Source organism: Methylobacterium sp. NPDC097929, from assembly GCF_049543375.1.
Classification (GTDB): Bacteria; Pseudomonadota; Alphaproteobacteria; order Rhizobiales; family Beijerinckiaceae; genus Methylobacterium.
The window spans coordinates 140,116-155,130 of sequence record NZ_JBMVEP010000007.1 but is presented as its reverse complement, the minus strand read 5'-3'; the positions used below and the strand labels follow the sequence as shown (position 1 = coordinate 155,130).

The following is a 15,015-nucleotide window of genomic DNA, read 5'->3' as shown; positions in this document are numbered from 1 at the left end:
CTTCAAGGATCGGGAGCGCGGGCGGGCGATGGGACGGGCGTGGATGCGGGGAGCGCTGACGGCGCTCGGTCTTGTCAGCGCGGTCGCCGCGTCGGCCGCGGAAGAGCCGGCGCCGGCCCTGACCCGCGACGCCATCAATGGCGCGACCTTCCGCGAGCCTCAGGAGGCGCCCAAGCCGGAAAAGGGGTCCGGCAAGAAGGCGAAGAAGGCGGCCGACCGGGCGGAGGCCTCGAAGAAGCCCGATCCGCTCTTGGTGAAGGTGCAGGTGCTGCTCGACCGCGCCCGCTTCTCCCCCGGCGCCATCGACGGGCGCGACGGCGAGAACCTGCGCGGCGCGCTCGCGGCCTTTGCCGCCGCGCAAGGTCTGCCGGCCTCGGACCGGCTCACCCGCGAGCTGTTCGACCGGCTTCAGGCCACGAGCCCCGATCCGGTCGTGACGAGCTACACCATCACGGAAGAGGACGTGAAAGGCCCCTTCGTCGAGAAGATGCCGGCCAAGATGCAGGAACAGGCCGATGTCGGGCCGATGCGCTACACGAACACCCGCGAAATGCTGGCCGAGCGCTTCCACATGCAGCGCGACCTGCTCTCCGCCCTCAACCCGAACGTGCCCCTCGACAAGGCGGGCGGCAGCCTGATCGTGGCGGCGGTGCCGCCGCTGGGCGAGGGCAAGGTCGAGGGCGCGCCGCTGGCGCCGAAGGTCAGCCGCATCGAGGTCGACAAGCGGACCAAGCGCGTGCGCGCCTTCGCCGAGGACGGAAAGCTGACGGCGGATTACCCTGCCTCGATCGGCAGTTCGGAGAAGCCCGCGCCGGACGGGTCGGCCAAGGTGAAGGCGGTCGCCTTCGACCCCTGGTACACCTACAACCCGAAATACCGCTTCGAGGGCGTGACGGCGAAGAAGAAGTTCTCGATTCATCCGGGACCGAACAACCCCGTCGGCCTCGTCTGGATCGATCTCTCGATCCCCTCCTACGGCATCCACGGCACCCCGGACCCGGAGAAGGTCGGCAAGACGGAGTCGCACGGCTGCATCCGCCTGACCAATTGGGACGCGCGGGACCTCGCGAGCCATACGGCGAAGGGCGCGAAGGTCGAGTTTCTCGACAAGTGACGCCGTCTCAGGCCGCGTCGCGCCGCGCGAGCCCGCCGGCCGCGAGCAGGAGCGCGTCGCCGAGGAAGGCGAGCGCTGCCGCCGCCGCGGCGCCCTGAAACATCGCGACGACGTTCTGGTTCTGCAGCCCGGCGACGATGGGCGTTCCGAGCGTCGAGGCGCCGGCGAGCGCGCCCACCGCCGTCACCGCGACCGCGAGCACGAAGGCGGTGCGCAGGGTCTCGATCAGGCCGGGAGCGGCGAGCGGCAGCTCGACCTGCCGCAGAACCTGACCCGGCGTGAGCCCGACGGCGCGGGCCGCCTCGCGGGCCTCGGGCGAGACCGATTCGAGGGCGCCGACGGTGCCGCGCAGGGTCGGCATGATGCCGTAGGCGGCAAGCGCCAGGAGGGTCGGCGGCCCGCCGAAGCCCAGGATCGGCAGCGCCAGCGCCACGACGACCACCGGCGGCACGGCCTGTGCGAAAGCGGCCAGCGTATCGATGCCGCCGCGCAGGGCCGTGAAGCGCGAGCGGGTCACGACCAGCCCGAGCCCCAACCCTAGGCAGGCGACGAGGGCGAAGCCGCTTGCCGCGAGAGCCAGATGGTTGAGCGCGAGGTCGGACAGCCGGGCGAGCGAGAGGGGCCGGTTCGCGCCTCCGCCGCCCAGGAGGCCCGCCGCGGCCGGATGGCAAGCCGCCGCGAGCGCGAGCCCGAGGAGGAGCGGCCCCAGGGCTGGTGCGAGCCGCCTCATGACGGCCAGCGGCGGCGGGCCGCCGCCTCCAGGCCGCTCAGGGCGCGCTCGGCGGCGAGCGAGAGGGCGATCACCGGCAGGGCACCGAGCAGGATCAGGTCCGGCGCGAACTGCGCCATGCCGTCGAAGACGAGGGTGCCGAGCCCGCCCGCACCGACCAGGGCGCCGAGGGTCGCGAGGCCGAGCGCCTGCACCGCGGCCACGCGCACGCCCCCGAGCAGGACCGAGGCACCCAGCGGCAGGCGCAGGCCGGTGAGGATCTGGCGCGGCGTGAGGCCGAGCGCCCGGGCGGCGTCGAGGCTGGCGGCGTCCGGCGCGCGCAGGGCGCCCTGGAGCCCACGCCAGAGCGGCAGCAACAGGTAGGCGGCGATCCCGACGAGGGCCGGCACCGTGCCGAGCGCCGAGAGGCCGTAGCTCCGCAGGGCCGGGGCGGCGGAGAGCAGGGCCGAGGCTGCGGCCACGAGGCCGCCCAGCAGCGCGACGGCGGGCACGACCTGCAACCCGCTGACGGTCAGATCGACAAGGCCGCGCCCGCGCCGCCACAGCGCGAGCGCTCCGGTGACGAGGGCGGCCAGAGCCAAGGCGCCAAGGGCGAGGGTGAGATGGTCGAGGAGCGCCGCGGCGAGTTCGTCGCGCCGGGCCCGGAACTCCACCACGACCGAGAGCGCGTTGAGACGGCCCGCGAGCCAGAGGCCCAGCACCGCCGCCGCCAGGGCGAGTGCACCGAGCGGGCCACCCGCCGACGGATCGACGCGCCGGGCGGCGAGCGGCACGGCGGCGGCGAGAAGGCTCGCGCCGATCCACGCCCCGGCCGCGAGCCGCGCTCGCGCCGCGGGCGGCTGGCCGGCGATCCAGGCGGCGCCGCCGTGCCCGAGACCCGCGAGCAGCAGCGCGAAGGCGCCGAGGCAGGCCAGACCGGCGACGGCAGCAGCGAGCCGGCCGCGGCCTCCCGCCAGCAGGCCGAGCCCGATCGCCGCCAGGGCGGCGACCGGCCAGAGCATGGGACCGAGGGTGCTCGGGGCGTCGATGGCCGCGCCGGTCACCAGCCGGTTCGGCGCGAGATGCATCAGCGGCAGGCCTGCGAGGAGAGCCGGAAAGACGGCCGCGCCTGCCAGTCCGAGAGCGATCCGCTTCCTCACCGGTGGTCCGCCTTCCGCCCGAGCCATTCCGCCGCGACGGAGGCGGCGACGCGCCCCTCGACGGTGATCGCCGCATTGAGGCGCCGAAGGGTCTCGGCATCGAGCCTGCCGAAGACGGGATCGAGCGCGGCGCGGATCTGCGGATGGCGCTCCAGTGTCGCGGCGCGGATCACCGGGGCGGGCTCGTAGACGATCTGCGCCCCCTTGGGATCGCTCATCACCGCCAGATCGAGGGCGGCGAGCGCCCCGTCCGTGCCGTAGACCATGCCGGCATTGATGCCGCTGATGCCCTCCGCCGCGGCGCGCGCGGTGACGGCGGTGTCGCCGCCGGGCAGGCTGACGATGCGGCTCACCGGCAGGGTGAAGCCGTAGGCGGCCTCGAAGGAGGGCAGCGCGGCGGGGCTCTCCACGAACTCGGTCGAGGCGGCGAGCCGGATGATGTCGTCCCGCACGGCGGCCGCGAAATCCGCCATCGTCGCGAGGCCCCGCTCCCGCGCGAGTCGGCCCTGCACCGCGATGAGCCATGTGTTGTTGGCCGGCGCCCGCCCGAGCCAGACGAGCCCCCGCGCGGCGTCGAGCCGCAGGGCCGCCGCGTAGGCACCATCGCCCGTCTTCCAGCCCGGGTCGGTCTCGGTGCCGGAGAAGAAGGCGACGTTGCCGGTATATTCGGGATAGAGGTCGATCTCCCCCGCGAGCAGGGCCGAGCGGACGATCAGCGTCGGGCCGAGCCCGAGGCGGCGGGTGAGGGGCAGGCCGAGCCCTTCGAGCACGAGCGCGATCAGGTTGCCGAGGAGAACGCCCTCCGTGTCGCTCTTCGAACCGACCACGAGCGGACGGCCGCTCTCGGCCCGGCCCAGCGCCGGAGCCATCGCGGCGGCGGCCGCCAAAAGCCCGCGCCGGCTCAGGCCGGCGCCGGCACCGGGCGGCCCGCGAAATGCGGCTCGTTCGCGACAGTGGTGGGGAAATGTTTTGCGGAATAACATTGGCTCTGCCAGCATAGCACGGGCGAGCCGTCCGGGCGCTTGACACGCTCAGCTTTACGGGCGACGGCTCCGAGACCGGGCAGCGTTTTTCCGGGCGTGCACTTCATTTCTGAAGGTATCGGGCGCTCGCCGTCCGGGGCGCCGAGGATATGATCGGCCCACCAGAGACAGCGTTCCGGATCGGGAACGGATCGATAGGGAAGACGACCCGGCGTGACTGTGGATTCGAACGAGGATCGTCTGTCCGGCGCCCGCGTGCTGGTCGTCGAGGACGAGGCAGCGATCTCCATGCTGCTCGAAGACATGCTGCTCGATTTCGGCTGCGAGATCGTCGGCCCGGCGGCGCGTCTCGCCACCGCCCTCGAAATGGCGCGCAGCGAGAGCTTCACGGTCGCCATCCTCGACGTGAACGTCGCGGGCGAGCCGATCTATCCGGTGGCCGAAATTATCGCCGAGCGCCAGCTACCCATCGTCTTCTCGACGGGCTACGGCGGGGCGGGAATCCGCGAGCCGTTCCGCGACCGGCCGGTGGTGCAGAAGCCCTTCAGCCAGGCCGATCTCAAGCGCACCCTGATCGCCGCCATCGAGCGCGCACAGGGCTGAGCCCCGAACCTGCACGGCGTCAGAAGCCTTCGAGTTCGAAGGCGTTCGGCAGGTGGCGCGGCCAGCGCCGCGGCGCCACGAACACCGCATCCGCCCGCAACGTGAGGTCCGCCGCAAGCGGCCGGCGCGCGAGCCATGCGCGCGCGGCCCGGGACATCCGCGCGCGCTTGTGGGCATCGATGGCCACGGCGGCAGCCTCGAAGGTGGGGCGCGCCTTCACCTCCACGAAGGCGACCGTGCGCCCGCGCCGGACGATCAAGTCGATCTCGCCGCCGGCCGCCGCGAAGCGCCGCGCCAGCGGGCGATAGCCCTTCAGCATCAGCGCCAGCAGGGCCAGCGTCTCGGCCGAGAGGCCGCGGCCATGGGTAGCCCGGCGCCGATGCGCCGGATCAGGCGGAGGGGTCTTCATCCGCGCGGCGGGCGAGCGCGAGGGCGCGGGCATAGACGACCCGCTTGGGCTGGCCGGTCTCGTCGGCGACGAGTGCGGCGGCATCCTTGATCGAGTGGCGGGCGAGCGCCGCCTCGATGCGCGCGTCCAGCCCGGCATCGGCCTCCCGTGCCACCGCATCCTCGGGCGCGGTCCCGATCACCACCACGACCTCGCCCTTGGGCGGCCCCTCCTGCGCGAAGGCCGCGGCGAGACCGCCGAGGCTGTCGCGGCGGATGGTTTCGTAGAGCTTGGTCAGTTCGCGCGCGACCGCGGCGGGCCGCTCGCCCCCGAGCACTTCGGCGGCATCCGCCAGCATCTCGGGAAGGCGATGGGGGGACTCGAACACCACCAGCGTGCCGGGGATCGCCGCCAGCGCCTCCAGGCGGGCCCGCCGGGCGCCGGATTTCTGCGGCAGGAAGCCCTCGAAGAAGAAGCGGTCGGTGGGCAGGCCGGCGGCGACGATGGCCGTCATCACCGCCGAGGGGCCGGGAATCGGCGTCACGGCGATGCCCGCGGCGATGGCCGCCTGGACGAGCTTGAAGCCGGGATCGGAGACCAGCGGCGTGCCGGCATCGGAGACGAGCGCCAGGGTCTCCCCCGCCTTGAGCCGCATCACCATCCGCTCGCGCACGGCCTCGTTCGAGTGCTCGTGATAGGAGAGCAGCGGCGTCGTGATCCCGTAATGCATCAGCAGCGTGCGGGTGACGCGGGTATCCTCGGCCAGAACCGCGTCGGCGGCGGCGAGGGTCGCCAGGGCGCGGAAGGTGACGTCGCGAAGGTTTCCGATCGGGGTCGCCACCACGTAGAGGCCCGGCGCTAGCCGTTCGGCCTCCGCCGCGAGGCCGAAGGCCGTGAAGGTGGCGGGGCCGCGGGGTGTCCCTTCGGGGCGCTTGTCGAGTCGCTGTGTCATCCCCGCGACAATGCCACGCCCGCGCGTGTTTGCGGACCGGGGAAAGGCTTGGCCTCACATTTACTTTTCGCAGAGCCCTCCGCATCGTCACCCTGGATTGCGCTTTGCGGGAGGGGGTCGCGATGGCGCGACGCGGCGGACGTTCGGCGGGCCTGACCGGGGCCGCCCTCCTCTGTGCGGGGCTCTCCGCCTGCATCGGCGTTCCGGATGCGCCGCGGCCCCGGGCCGAGGCTTTGCCCGCCGAGGCTCCGGCGGCGCCCGTGGCGGGTGCGGGGCCGACGATCGGCACCGGCTCCGTGAAGGTCGCGCTGGTCGTGCCCCTGAGCGGGCAGGGGGCGGCGGTGGGCGCGGCCCTGCGCAACGCGGCCGAACTCGCCTACGACGACTTCCAGAAGCCGAACCTGCAGATCCTCGTCAAGGACGACCGCGGCAGCCCCGAGGGTGCGCGCGAGGCGGTGCAGGCCGCCTTCGCCGAGGGCGCCGAGGTGGTGCTCGGCCCGCTCTTCGCGGCCAACGTCCAGGCGGCCGGCTCCGTCGCCCGGGGCGCGGGCAAGCCGGTCATCGCCTTCTCCACCGATGCGGCGGTGGCGGCGCGCGGCGTCTACCTCATCAGCTTCCTGCCGCAATCGGAGGTCGACCGCATCGTCGACGAGGCGACGGCGGGCGGGCGCCGCTCCTTCGCCGCGCTGATCCCCGAATCGACCTACGGCAACGCCGTCGAGGCGCAATTCCGCGAGGCGGTGGCCCGGCGCGGCGCCCGGCTGGTGGCCATGGAGCGCTACGCCCCCGGCAATCCCGGCCCCGCGATCGATCGCCTGCGGGGCGTGATCGCGGGGTCGTCCGCGCAGGCGGACGCGCTGTTCATGCCCGACACGCCCGAGGGTCTGGCGGCCGTGGCACCGGCCCTGGCGCGGGTCGGCTTCTCGCCCGCGCGGGTCCGTCCGCTCGGGCTCGCCCTGTGGAACGACCCGCGGGTGCTCTCCCAGCCGGCCTTCCAGGGCGGCTGGTTCGCCGCGCCGGACGCCGCCGGCTTCTCAGGCTTCGCGAGACGCTATCAGGCCCGCTTCGGAACGGTGCCGCCGCGGGCGGCCGCACTGGGCTACGACGCGGTCGCTCTCACCGCCGCGCTGTCGCGCCAGTACGGCACGCAGCGCTTCGCCGACACGACGCTGACCAACCCGGCCGGCTTCTCCGGCCTGGAGGGCACCTTCCGCTTCCGGGCCGACGGCCTCGGCGAGCGCACGCTCGCGGTCTACGAGATCCGCAACAACGCGGCGAACGTGGTGAGTCCGGCGCCGAAGGTGCTGGGGCCATCTGGAATTTGAGCGCTCAGGCCGCGAGTTCCGCCACCACCGCGTTGAGCACCGGCGCCCCGCGCGCAGTGGCGGCGATGCGTCCATCGGGCAGGCGGGCCACGAGCCCGTCATCGACGAGCGCGTCGAGCCGCGCGGCATCGAGCGGACGACCCTTGAGCGCCGCGTAGCGGGCCGGGTCGATCCCTTCGGAGAGGCGCAGGCCCATCATCAGGAACTCGTCGCCCTGATCCTCGGGCGCGAGCGCTTCCATCTCGACGATGCCGTGGCCGTCGCGCTCGACCCGGGCGAGCCAGTCCTCCGGCGCCTTCTCGGTCCGCGTGCCGAGCCGTCCCTCCGGCCGGACGAGGCGGCCGTGGGCCCCGGGGCCGATGCCGGCATATTCGCCGTACCGCCAGTAGAGCAGGTTGTGGCGCGACTGCGCGCCGGGCCGCGCGTGGTTCGAGATCTCGTAGGCCGGCAGACCCGCCGCCCCGCAGATCTCCTGCGTCACGTCGTAGAGCACACGCGCCGCCTCGTCGTCCGGCGGCACGAGGCGACCGGCGCGGGCGAGACCGAAGAAGGGCGTGCCCGGCTCGATGGTGAGTTGGTAGAGGGAGAGGTGCTCCGCCGCGTGGTCGATGGCCTGCCGAAGTTCGGCGGCCCAGGCGTCCGGCGTCTGGTCCGGCCGGGCGTAGATCAGGTCGAAGGAGAAGCGCTCGAAATGCGTCGCCGCCGTGCGGACGGCCGCAAGCGCTTCCGCCACGCTGTGCAGCCGGCCGAGCCGTTTGAGGTCGCCGTCGTCGAGAGCCTGGACGCCCAGGGAGACGCGGTTCACCCCGGCCGCCCGGTAGTCGCGAAAGCGCGTCGCCTCCACGCTGGTCGGGTTGGCCTCCAGCGTCACCTCGGCGTCGGGCGCCACGGCCCAGGCGCCGGCCACCGCGTCGAGCAGGCCGGCCACGGTCTCGGGCGCCATCAGCGAGGGCGTGCCGCCGCCGAGGAAGATGCTGGTCACCGTCCGGCCCGGCGCGAGCGCGGCGGCGTGGGCGATCTCCTGCCGGAAGGCGGCGAGGAAGCGCGGCTGGTCCACGCCCGCATGGCGGACGTGGCTGTTGAAGTCGCAATAGGGGCACTTCGCGGCGCAGAACGGCCAGTGCAGGTAGACCCCGAACCCGGCGTCGCGGGTCGGGTGGTCGAGCGGTGTCGCGGCGGGCATCGGCTTGCTGAGCGTTCCTCGACCCGTTCGGGCCGATCACGGGCCCATCCCACGTCCTCAGGGTGAGGATGGCGAATCGGATGGAGCCGGAGGGCGGTTTGATCGTACCGATGTAGGCACGCCGAAGGCCGAGCGAAAGCTCAGCCCGGCCGGCGCAGGCAGGCCTTCGCGAGCTGGACGAAGGCCCGCGCCCGGTGCGAGAGGGCGTTGCCACTCTGCCAGTCGACCCCGTGCTTCTCCTCGGACGAGATCTCGCCGAAGGTGCGGTCCATCCCCTCGGGGCGGAACATCGGATCGTAGCCGAAGCCCAGGCTGCCGCGGGGCGCGACGAGGTCACCGAAGACGCGGCCCTCGAACAGCTCGGTATGGCCGTCGGGCCAAGCGAGCACGAGGGCGGAGACGAAATGCGCCCGCCGGTCGGTCGCGCCGCGCGAGTCGAGCTCCGCCGCGATCCGGGCCATGGCACCGGAAAAGTCCTTGTCCGGGCCGGCCCAGCGGGCGGAGAACAGGCCCGGCGCCCCGTCGAGCGCATCGACGCAAAGCCCGGAATCGTCGGCGAAGGCCGGGAGGCCCGAGGCTTTCGCGGCAGCGAGCGCCTTGATCGCCGCGTTCTCCGAGAACATCGTACCGGTCTCGTCGGGCTCAGGGAGACCGAGTTCGCCGGCCGAGACCGCCTCGACGCCGAAGGGCGCCAGCAGCTCGCGCATCTCCACGAGCTTGCCGGCGTTGTGGGTCGCGATGACGACCTTGCCCGACAGGATGCGATGATCGCTCACGCGATGGCCTTCCGCTGCAAGTCGACGAGGCCGGCGATGCCGCCCTTGGCAAGGCCGAGCAGCTCGATGAACTGCGCCTCGGAGAAGGGCTCCATCTCGGCGGTGCCCTGCACCTCGACGATTCCGCCCCTGCCGGTGATGACGAAGTTCGCGTCGGTCTCGGCGGCCGAATCCTCGGCGTAGTCGAGGTCGAGCACGGCGGTGCCCTTGTAGATGCCGCAGGAGACCGCCGCGACGTGGTCCTTGAGCGGATCGACCGAGATGATCGAGCGCGCGCGCATCCAGGCGAGGCAATCGTGCAGCGCCACCCAGGCGCCGGTGATCGAGGCCGTGCGGGTGCCGCCATCGGCCTGGAGCACGTCACAATCGACCGTGATCTGACGCTCGCCGAGGGCGGGCAGGTTGGTGACGGCGCGCAGCGAACGGCCGATCAGCCGCTGGATCTCCTGGGTGCGGCCCGAGGGCTTGCCGGAATTGACCTCCCGGCGGGTGCGCTCGTGGGTGGCGCGGGGCAGCATGGCGTATTCGGCCGTCACCCAGCCCTTGCCGGAGCCGCGCAGCCACGGGGGACCGCGCTCCTCAAGCGAGGCGGTGCAGAGCACGCGGGTGTTGCCGAAGGAGACGAGGCAGGAGCCTTCCGCGTAGCGGGCCACCGCCCGCTCCAGCGTGACGTCGCGCATCGCGTCGGGCGCGCGCTTCGAGGGACGCATCCGTGACAAGCTCCGTGTCGAGATCGAAGCCCGCGCTCTTAGGCGCTGTCGCCGTCCGCGGCAACCGCCGGAGCGGCCCACGAAAAAGGCCGCCGTCTTGCGACGGCGGCCTCTTCGCGGACCGGGGCTCAGCGCCAGCGGCGGTGATGCCCGTAATGGCGGTGATGATGGCGCGGTCCGCGGAAGTGGTGGTGGCGGTGCATGTGCCGGCGATGGCGATAGTGGCGGCGCATATGGCGGTGGTGCCGGTACTGCGCCTGCTCGACCATGTCGCTGGCCGGCGCCGCCGTGCCGGCGGCCATCGGGAGCGGGGCAGCCTCGACGGCGCGGGGCGCCGCGACGAGGCCGAGGCCGGTCACGGCGATCGCCAGCGCGGCGACCTTGACCAGAGACTTGCGTACGCCTGTCAGCACTTGTGAGGCTCCTTGTCGTCGGATGCTTGGAAAAGGGCCGGATCGGGACCTTGGCCCTTGCCTGCTAACGGTCCCGGGAGCCGGATTGATCCCGCCCGCGGGCCATTCGCTCGACGTTCGCGGAAATCGGGCGCCGAACGTCGCGGGCTGGAAGGGTTGCGGGCCCGAAGGATTGATCGGCGGCGCCCGAGCCCCCTAAGTGTCTCTCACGAGACGTCCGTCGCACCGCTTCGGCCAGAGGGAAGGCTGCCGGTGATCGTTCGTCTTGCGAGGCTTCCCTCTCCGCCCGTCAGGTTCTGTTCCCTTGTCCGAGACCTTCCAGCCCGCCACGCCGCCGCAGGCCCTCTCCGCGCTCAACGAGCGGGCCCGGGAGATTTTCCGACAGATCGTCGAGAGCTACGTCACCACCGGTGAGCCGGTCGGGTCGCGCAACCTCGCGCGCATCCTGCCGATGAGCCTGTCGCCGGCCTCGATCCGCAACGTGATGGCGGATCTGGAGCATTCCGGGCTGATCTTCGCGCCGCATACCTCGGCCGGGCGCCTGCCCACGGAGATGGGCCTGCGCTTCTTCGTCGATGCGATGATGGAGATCGGTGATGTCGATCTTGCCGAGAAGGCGCGGATCGAGGCGCAGATGCAGGCGGCGGCCTCGCGCCACACCTTCGATTCGGCGCTGGCCGAGGCGTCCTCGCTGCTGTCGGGCATCTCGCGCGGGGCGGGCGTGGTGCTGACCACCAAGGTCGATGCGGGCCTTAAGCACGTGGAGTTCGTGCGGCTCGATGCCCACCGCGCCCTCGTCGTGCTCGTCTCCGTCGACGGCACGGTGGAGAACCGGCTGGTCGATCTGCCGCCGGGCCTGCCGGCGGGGGCCTTGCAGGAGGCCTCGAACTTCCTCAACGCCCGGCTGCGCGGCCGGACGCTCGATTCCCTGCGCGCCGACATCGAGGCCGGGCGCAAAGCCATGAAGCGGGAGCTCGACGCGCTGACCGAGCGGCTGGTCGATGCGGGGCTCGCCACCACCGTCGGCCCGTCCGAGGCGCGCCAGCTCATCGTGCGGGGCCAAGCCAACCTGCTCGACGACCTGCGCGCGGCGGAGGATCTCGAACGCATCCGCCTGCTGTTCAACGATTTGGAGACGCAGAAGGACGTGATCGAGCTGCTCGCGCGGGCCGAGCAGGGCGACGGCGTGCGCATCTTCATCGGCTCGGAGAACAAGCTGTTCTCGCTCTCCGGCTCCTCGATGATCGCCGCGCCGTTCCGCGACGGCGCGCAGAAGATCGTCGGCGTCGTCGGCGTGATCGGCCCGACGCGGCTCAACTACGCCCGCATCGTGCCGATGGTCGACTACACCGCCCGCGTGGTCTCGGGGCTGCTCGACCGGCCGCGATAGGGTTGTTCCGCGCCGACCCTCCGCCGTCATCGCGAGCGGATGCGAAGCGATCCAGGGCCGCGACCCATTCGGACAAGTCGGAGCGCTGGATCGCTTCGGCTCCGCCTCGCGATGACGGACCGCGAATGATCCGGACCATTTTGCGAAGGCGGCTGCCGGCTGGGTGCGAGACTACCCCTAACCGTGAGCCGCCGGGGCGGGGGCAAGGCCGTCCTCGGCCTCGTCGCGCGGTCCGACGAAGCGCCCGAGGCCGCGCCCGAGCAGGCTGCCGAAGCTGTCCATCAGCAGGAACACCGCCGGCACGAAGACCAGCGAGAGCAGGGTCGAGACGATCAGGCCGGCGATCACCGCCACCGCCATGGGCGCGCGGAACTCGCCGCCGATCCCGAGCGCCATCGCGGAGGGCACCATGCCGGCGGCCATGGCGATGGTGGTCATGACGATGGGGCGCGCGCGCTTGCGGCCGGCATCGACGATGGCCGTGACGCGATCGACGCCCGCGCGCATCTCCTCGACCGCGAAGTCAACGAGCATGATCGCGTTCTTCGTCACCAGACCCATCAGCATCAGGATGCCGATGACGACCGGCATCGAGATCGGCATCTTGAAGATCAGGAGGCCGAGGATTGCCCCGCCGATGGAGAGCGGCAGCGAGAACAGGATGGTGAGCGGCTGGAGGAACGAGCCGAACAGCAGCACCAGCACGGCGTAGACCATCATGATGCCGGCGCCCATCGCCATGAGGAAGCCGGAGAAGACCTCCTGCATGATCTCGGCGTCACCCGTCTGGCGGATGGTCACGCCCGGCGGCAGGTTTTTCGCGGTCGGGGTGGCGAGCGCCTGCTCGATCAGCGAGCCGAGTGCGTCCGACCCTTCCATGTTGGCCTCTACCGCCACACGCACCACGCGGTCGTAGCGTTCGATGGCGCCCGGGCCCTGGTCGAGTTCGATGTCGGCCACCGAGGCGAGCGGCACCGCCGTGCCGTTCTTGGCCGGCACCTTCAGGTTCTCGAGCCGCGAGATCGCGCCGCGGGCGCTCTCGGGCAGCTGCACGCGGATCGGGACCTGCCGATCCTTGGCGTTGAACTTGGCGAGGTTGATGCCGATGTCGCCGATCGTGCCGACCCGCACCGTTTCCGCGATCACGTCGGTGGAGACGCCGAGGTCGGCCGCCGCGCCCTCCTTGGGGCGGATACGGACCTCGGTGCGGTTGAGGGGGGCGGTGGACATCACCGAGACGAGGTGCGGGATCGCGGCCATGTCGCGCTGGAGCCGGGCGGCGACCTCCGTCACCACCTCGACATCGGGTCCGCCGACCACGAGGGCGAGGTCGCGCTGGCCGTTCTCGCGCAGGTTCCAGGAGCGGATGTCGGGCTCCTGCGCCAGCAGGCCGGCGATCTCGGTCTCGATCGTCCATTGCCGCTTGTCGCGCTGGCTCTTGGGGCTGAGGTTGACGATGAGCGTGGCGAGCCGCGTCTCCTTCTTGCCGCCGGCCTGACGGCCGCCATCCACGAAGACCGAGGTGACTTCGGGCAGGGCGCGGATGCGCTCGACCACGCGGTCGGAGACGGCGACGGTGTCGGCGAGCCTGGCGCCGGGCGCCAGCTCGATCATGAACAGCGTGCGCGCGTTGTCCTGCTTCGGAATGAAGCCCGAGGGCAGGAGCCGGGTGGAGGCGAGCGAGCCGGCAAACAGCGCGAGCCCTACGAACAGCGTGATCCACTTGTGGCGCACCGACCAGCCCACCAGCCGGCCGTAGGCGCGCATGATCGGGCCTTCCCGCTCCTCCGCGTGCCCGTGGTCGCGCAGGAAGTACGCCGCGAGCAGCGGCGTGATCAGCCGCGCCACCAGCAGGGACATGAACACCGAGACGGCGATGGTGAGCCCGAACTGGATGAAATAGCGGCCGGCGATGCCGCCCATGAAGGAGACGGGGGCGAAGACGGCGATGAGCGTCGCGGTGATGGCGATGACCGCGAGCCCGATCTCGTCGGCCCCCTCGATCGAGGCGCGGTAGGGCGATTTGTCCATCCGCATGTGGCGCACGACGTTCTCGATCTCGACGATGGCGTCGTCGACGAGGATGCCAGTCACGAGCGTGATCGCGAGCAGGCTGATGCCGTTGAGCGTGAAGCCGAGCGCGTCCATCGCCCAGAAGGTCGGCAGCACCGAGAGCGGCAGCGCCACCGCCGCGATCAGCGTGGCACGCCAGTCGCGTAAGAAAAGGAACACCACGAGGACGGCGAGCGCGGCGCCCTCGATCAGCGTGTGCATGGCCGAATCGTAGCTGCCGAGCGTGGCCGCGACCGAGGAGTCGATGGTCTCGAAACGGATCTCGGGATAGCCCTGGCTGAACTCGGCGATCTTCTTCTCGACGCCCGCGGCGACCTCGGCATCGCTGGCGCCCGAGCCGCGCGAGACCGAGAAGGCGACGACCGGCTCGCCGTTGAAGCGGGCGAAGGTGCGCGGCTCCTCGATCGCGTCCTCGACGGTGGCGAGGTCGTCCAGGCGCACCTTGCGGCCGCCGGGCAGGACGATGGAGGTGGCCTTGAGGTCGCGGATGGTGCGCGAGGCCGCCAGCGTGCGGATCGATTGCTCGCGCCCGCCGACCTCGCCGCGCCCGCCCGCCATGTCGGCGGAGGTGACGCGCACCTGCCGGTTCACGTCGGCCGCGGTGATGCCGAGCGCCAGCAGCCGGTCGGGCAGGGGAGTGATGCGGATCTCGCGGGCGACGCCACCGACCCGCTCGACGCCGCCGACGCCCTTCACGCCCTGGAGCGTCCGGGCGACCTTGTCTTCGACGAACCAGGACAATTCTGCGGGCGTCATCGCGGGCGAGGTGACGCCGTAGATCAGGATCGGCAGGCCGGTGATCTCGACGCGCTGGATGACCGGCTCGTCGATCGTGCGCGGCAGGTTGATGCGGATCTTCGAGATCGCATCCTTGACGTCGTTGACGGCGCGGTCGGTGTTCACCTCCAGCCGGAACTCGACCGTGGTGACGGACGAGCCCTCGGTGATCGCCGAGGTGATGTGCTTGACCCCGCGCACGCCCGCGATCGAATCCTCGACCCATTTCGTGACCTGGGTCTGCAATTCGGACGGGGCGGCGCCGCTCTGCGTGATCGAGACCGAGACGATCGGCACGTCCACGTTCGGCATGCGCGTGACGGCCAGCCCCCGGAAGCTGACGAGGCCGAGCACCATCAGCACGAGGAAGAGGACGATGGGCGCGATCGGATTGCGGATCGCCCAGGCGGAGATGTTCAGGCGCATTCGCGCAACCCGTCAGTGAGGTTCGAGCGTGGC

The 15,015-nt window shown here is 71.8% G+C and carries 14 protein-coding genes; 4 read left to right on the top strand and 10 right to left on the bottom strand.

Annotated features, from left to right (window positions below):
• Positions 1-28 precede the first annotated feature (28 nt).
• Positions 29-1,114 (top strand): L,D-transpeptidase, encoded by a 1,086-nt coding sequence (locus tag ACPCJR_RS17495; RefSeq protein WP_391512849.1) that lies wholly within the window; start codon positions 29-31, stop codon positions 1,112-1,114.
• A gap of 7 nt (positions 1,115-1,121) precedes the next feature.
• Here the strand turns inward: ACPCJR_RS17495 and ACPCJR_RS17490 are convergent, their stop codons facing one another.
• The 3 genes from ACPCJR_RS17490 to ACPCJR_RS17480 are packed head-to-tail and all read right to left on the bottom strand — an operon-like array spanning position 1,122 to position 3,888.
• A complete protein-coding gene (locus tag ACPCJR_RS17490) occupies positions 1,122-1,844 on the bottom strand; it encodes an ABC transporter permease (RefSeq protein WP_391512851.1) in 723 nt (240 codons plus the stop codon).
• The gene (locus ACPCJR_RS17485; RefSeq protein ID WP_391512852.1) at positions 1,841-2,983 is read right to left on the bottom strand and encodes an ABC transporter permease subunit; all 1,143 of its coding nucleotides are present in this window, start codon (positions 2,981-2,983) and stop codon (positions 1,841-1,843) included. The genes ACPCJR_RS17490 and ACPCJR_RS17485 overlap by 4 nt, the downstream gene beginning before the upstream one ends.
• A complete protein-coding gene (locus ACPCJR_RS17480) occupies positions 2,980-3,888 on the bottom strand; it encodes a glycine betaine ABC transporter substrate-binding protein (protein ID WP_391513096.1) in 909 nt (302 codons plus the stop codon). The genes ACPCJR_RS17485 and ACPCJR_RS17480 overlap by 4 nt, the downstream gene beginning before the upstream one ends.
• Before the next feature lie 291 nt (positions 3,889-4,179).
• Here ACPCJR_RS17480 and ACPCJR_RS17475 point away from each other — a divergent pair, with 291 nt between their 5' ends.
• Positions 4,180-4,569, top strand: a complete 390-nt coding sequence (locus tag ACPCJR_RS17475; protein ID WP_391512854.1) for a response regulator — start codon at positions 4,180-4,182, stop codon at positions 4,567-4,569.
• Between the two features lie 19 nt (positions 4,570-4,588).
• On the opposite strand, the gene ACPCJR_RS17470 is transcribed toward ACPCJR_RS17475, so the two are convergent.
• Together ACPCJR_RS17470 and rsmI are read right to left on the bottom strand one after the other, a co-directional pair.
• The gene (locus ACPCJR_RS17470; protein ID WP_391512856.1) at positions 4,589-4,978 is read right to left on the bottom strand and encodes a YraN family protein; all 390 of its coding nucleotides are present in this window, start codon (positions 4,976-4,978) and stop codon (positions 4,589-4,591) included.
• Positions 4,959-5,909: a 16S rRNA (cytidine(1402)-2'-O)-methyltransferase gene (gene rsmI, locus ACPCJR_RS17465; RefSeq protein ID WP_391512857.1), complete on the bottom strand. Its 951-nt coding sequence runs from the start codon at positions 5,907-5,909 to the stop codon at positions 4,959-4,961. Before rsmI ends, ACPCJR_RS17470 begins: the two co-directional genes overlap by 20 nt.
• A gap of 122 nt (positions 5,910-6,031) precedes the next feature.
• Here rsmI and ACPCJR_RS17460 point away from each other — a divergent pair, with 122 nt between their 5' ends.
• The gene (locus tag ACPCJR_RS17460) at positions 6,032-7,234 is read left to right on the top strand and encodes a penicillin-binding protein activator (protein WP_391512858.1); all 1,203 of its coding nucleotides are present in this window, start codon (positions 6,032-6,034) and stop codon (positions 7,232-7,234) included.
• A gap of 4 nt (positions 7,235-7,238) precedes the next feature.
• Here ACPCJR_RS17460 and hemW read toward each other — a convergent pair whose 3' ends face one another.
• From hemW to ACPCJR_RS17440, 4 genes are all read right to left on the bottom strand, one after another.
• Positions 7,239-8,417 (bottom strand): radical SAM family heme chaperone HemW, encoded by a 1,179-nt coding sequence (hemW, locus tag ACPCJR_RS17455; RefSeq protein ID WP_391512860.1) that lies wholly within the window; start codon positions 8,415-8,417, stop codon positions 7,239-7,241.
• A 140-nt stretch (positions 8,418-8,557) separates the two neighbouring features.
• On the bottom strand, positions 8,558-9,193 hold the full coding sequence (rdgB, locus tag ACPCJR_RS17450) for an RdgB/HAM1 family non-canonical purine NTP pyrophosphatase (protein ID WP_391512862.1): 636 nt from the start codon (positions 9,191-9,193) through the stop codon (positions 8,558-8,560).
• Positions 9,190-9,903, bottom strand: coding sequence for a ribonuclease PH (gene rph, locus ACPCJR_RS17445; RefSeq protein ID WP_391512864.1), 714 nt, complete (start codon positions 9,901-9,903; stop codon positions 9,190-9,192). The genes rdgB and rph overlap by 4 nt, the downstream gene beginning before the upstream one ends.
• Positions 9,904-10,031: 128 nt before the next feature.
• Positions 10,032-10,316, bottom strand: a complete 285-nt coding sequence (locus ACPCJR_RS17440) for a hypothetical protein (RefSeq protein ID WP_391512866.1) — start codon at positions 10,314-10,316, stop codon at positions 10,032-10,034.
• A gap of 304 nt (positions 10,317-10,620) precedes the next feature.
• Here ACPCJR_RS17440 and hrcA point away from each other — a divergent pair, with 304 nt between their 5' ends.
• Entirely contained in the window at positions 10,621-11,706 is a 1,086-nt protein-coding gene (gene hrcA / locus ACPCJR_RS17435) for a heat-inducible transcriptional repressor HrcA (RefSeq protein WP_391512868.1), read from the top strand.
• Positions 11,707-11,883: 177 nt separating this feature from the next.
• Here the strand turns inward: hrcA and ACPCJR_RS17430 are convergent, their stop codons facing one another.
• A complete protein-coding gene (locus ACPCJR_RS17430) occupies positions 11,884-14,982 on the bottom strand; it encodes an efflux RND transporter permease subunit (protein WP_391512870.1) in 3,099 nt (1,032 codons plus the stop codon).
• Positions 14,983-15,015: the final 33 nt, after the last annotated feature.

Bases quoted from the DNA above. Each gene is read 5' to 3' on its own strand.
- ACPCJR_RS17430 (WP_391512870.1), bottom strand. From the start codon at position 14,982: ATGCGCCTGAACATCTCCGCCTGGGCGATCCGCAATCCGATCGCGCCC.
- hemW (WP_391512860.1), bottom strand. From the start codon at position 8,417: ATGCCCGCCGCGACACCGCTCGACCACCCGACCCGCGACGCCGGGTTC.
- rsmI (WP_391512857.1), bottom strand. From the start codon at position 5,909: ATGACACAGCGACTCGACAAGCGCCCCGAAGGGACACCCCGCGGCCCC.
- ACPCJR_RS17470 (WP_391512856.1), bottom strand. From the start codon at position 4,978: ATGAAGACCCCTCCGCCTGATCCGGCGCATCGGCGCCGGGCTACCCAT.
- ACPCJR_RS17460 (WP_391512858.1), top strand. From the start codon at position 6,032: ATGGCGCGACGCGGCGGACGTTCGGCGGGCCTGACCGGGGCCGCCCTC.
- ACPCJR_RS17490 (WP_391512851.1), bottom strand. From the start codon at position 1,844: ATGAGGCGGCTCGCACCAGCCCTGGGGCCGCTCCTCCTCGGGCTCGCG.
- ACPCJR_RS17495 (WP_391512849.1), top strand. From the start codon at position 29: ATGGGACGGGCGTGGATGCGGGGAGCGCTGACGGCGCTCGGTCTTGTC.
- rph (WP_391512864.1), bottom strand. From the start codon at position 9,903: ATGCGTCCCTCGAAGCGCGCGCCCGACGCGATGCGCGACGTCACGCTG.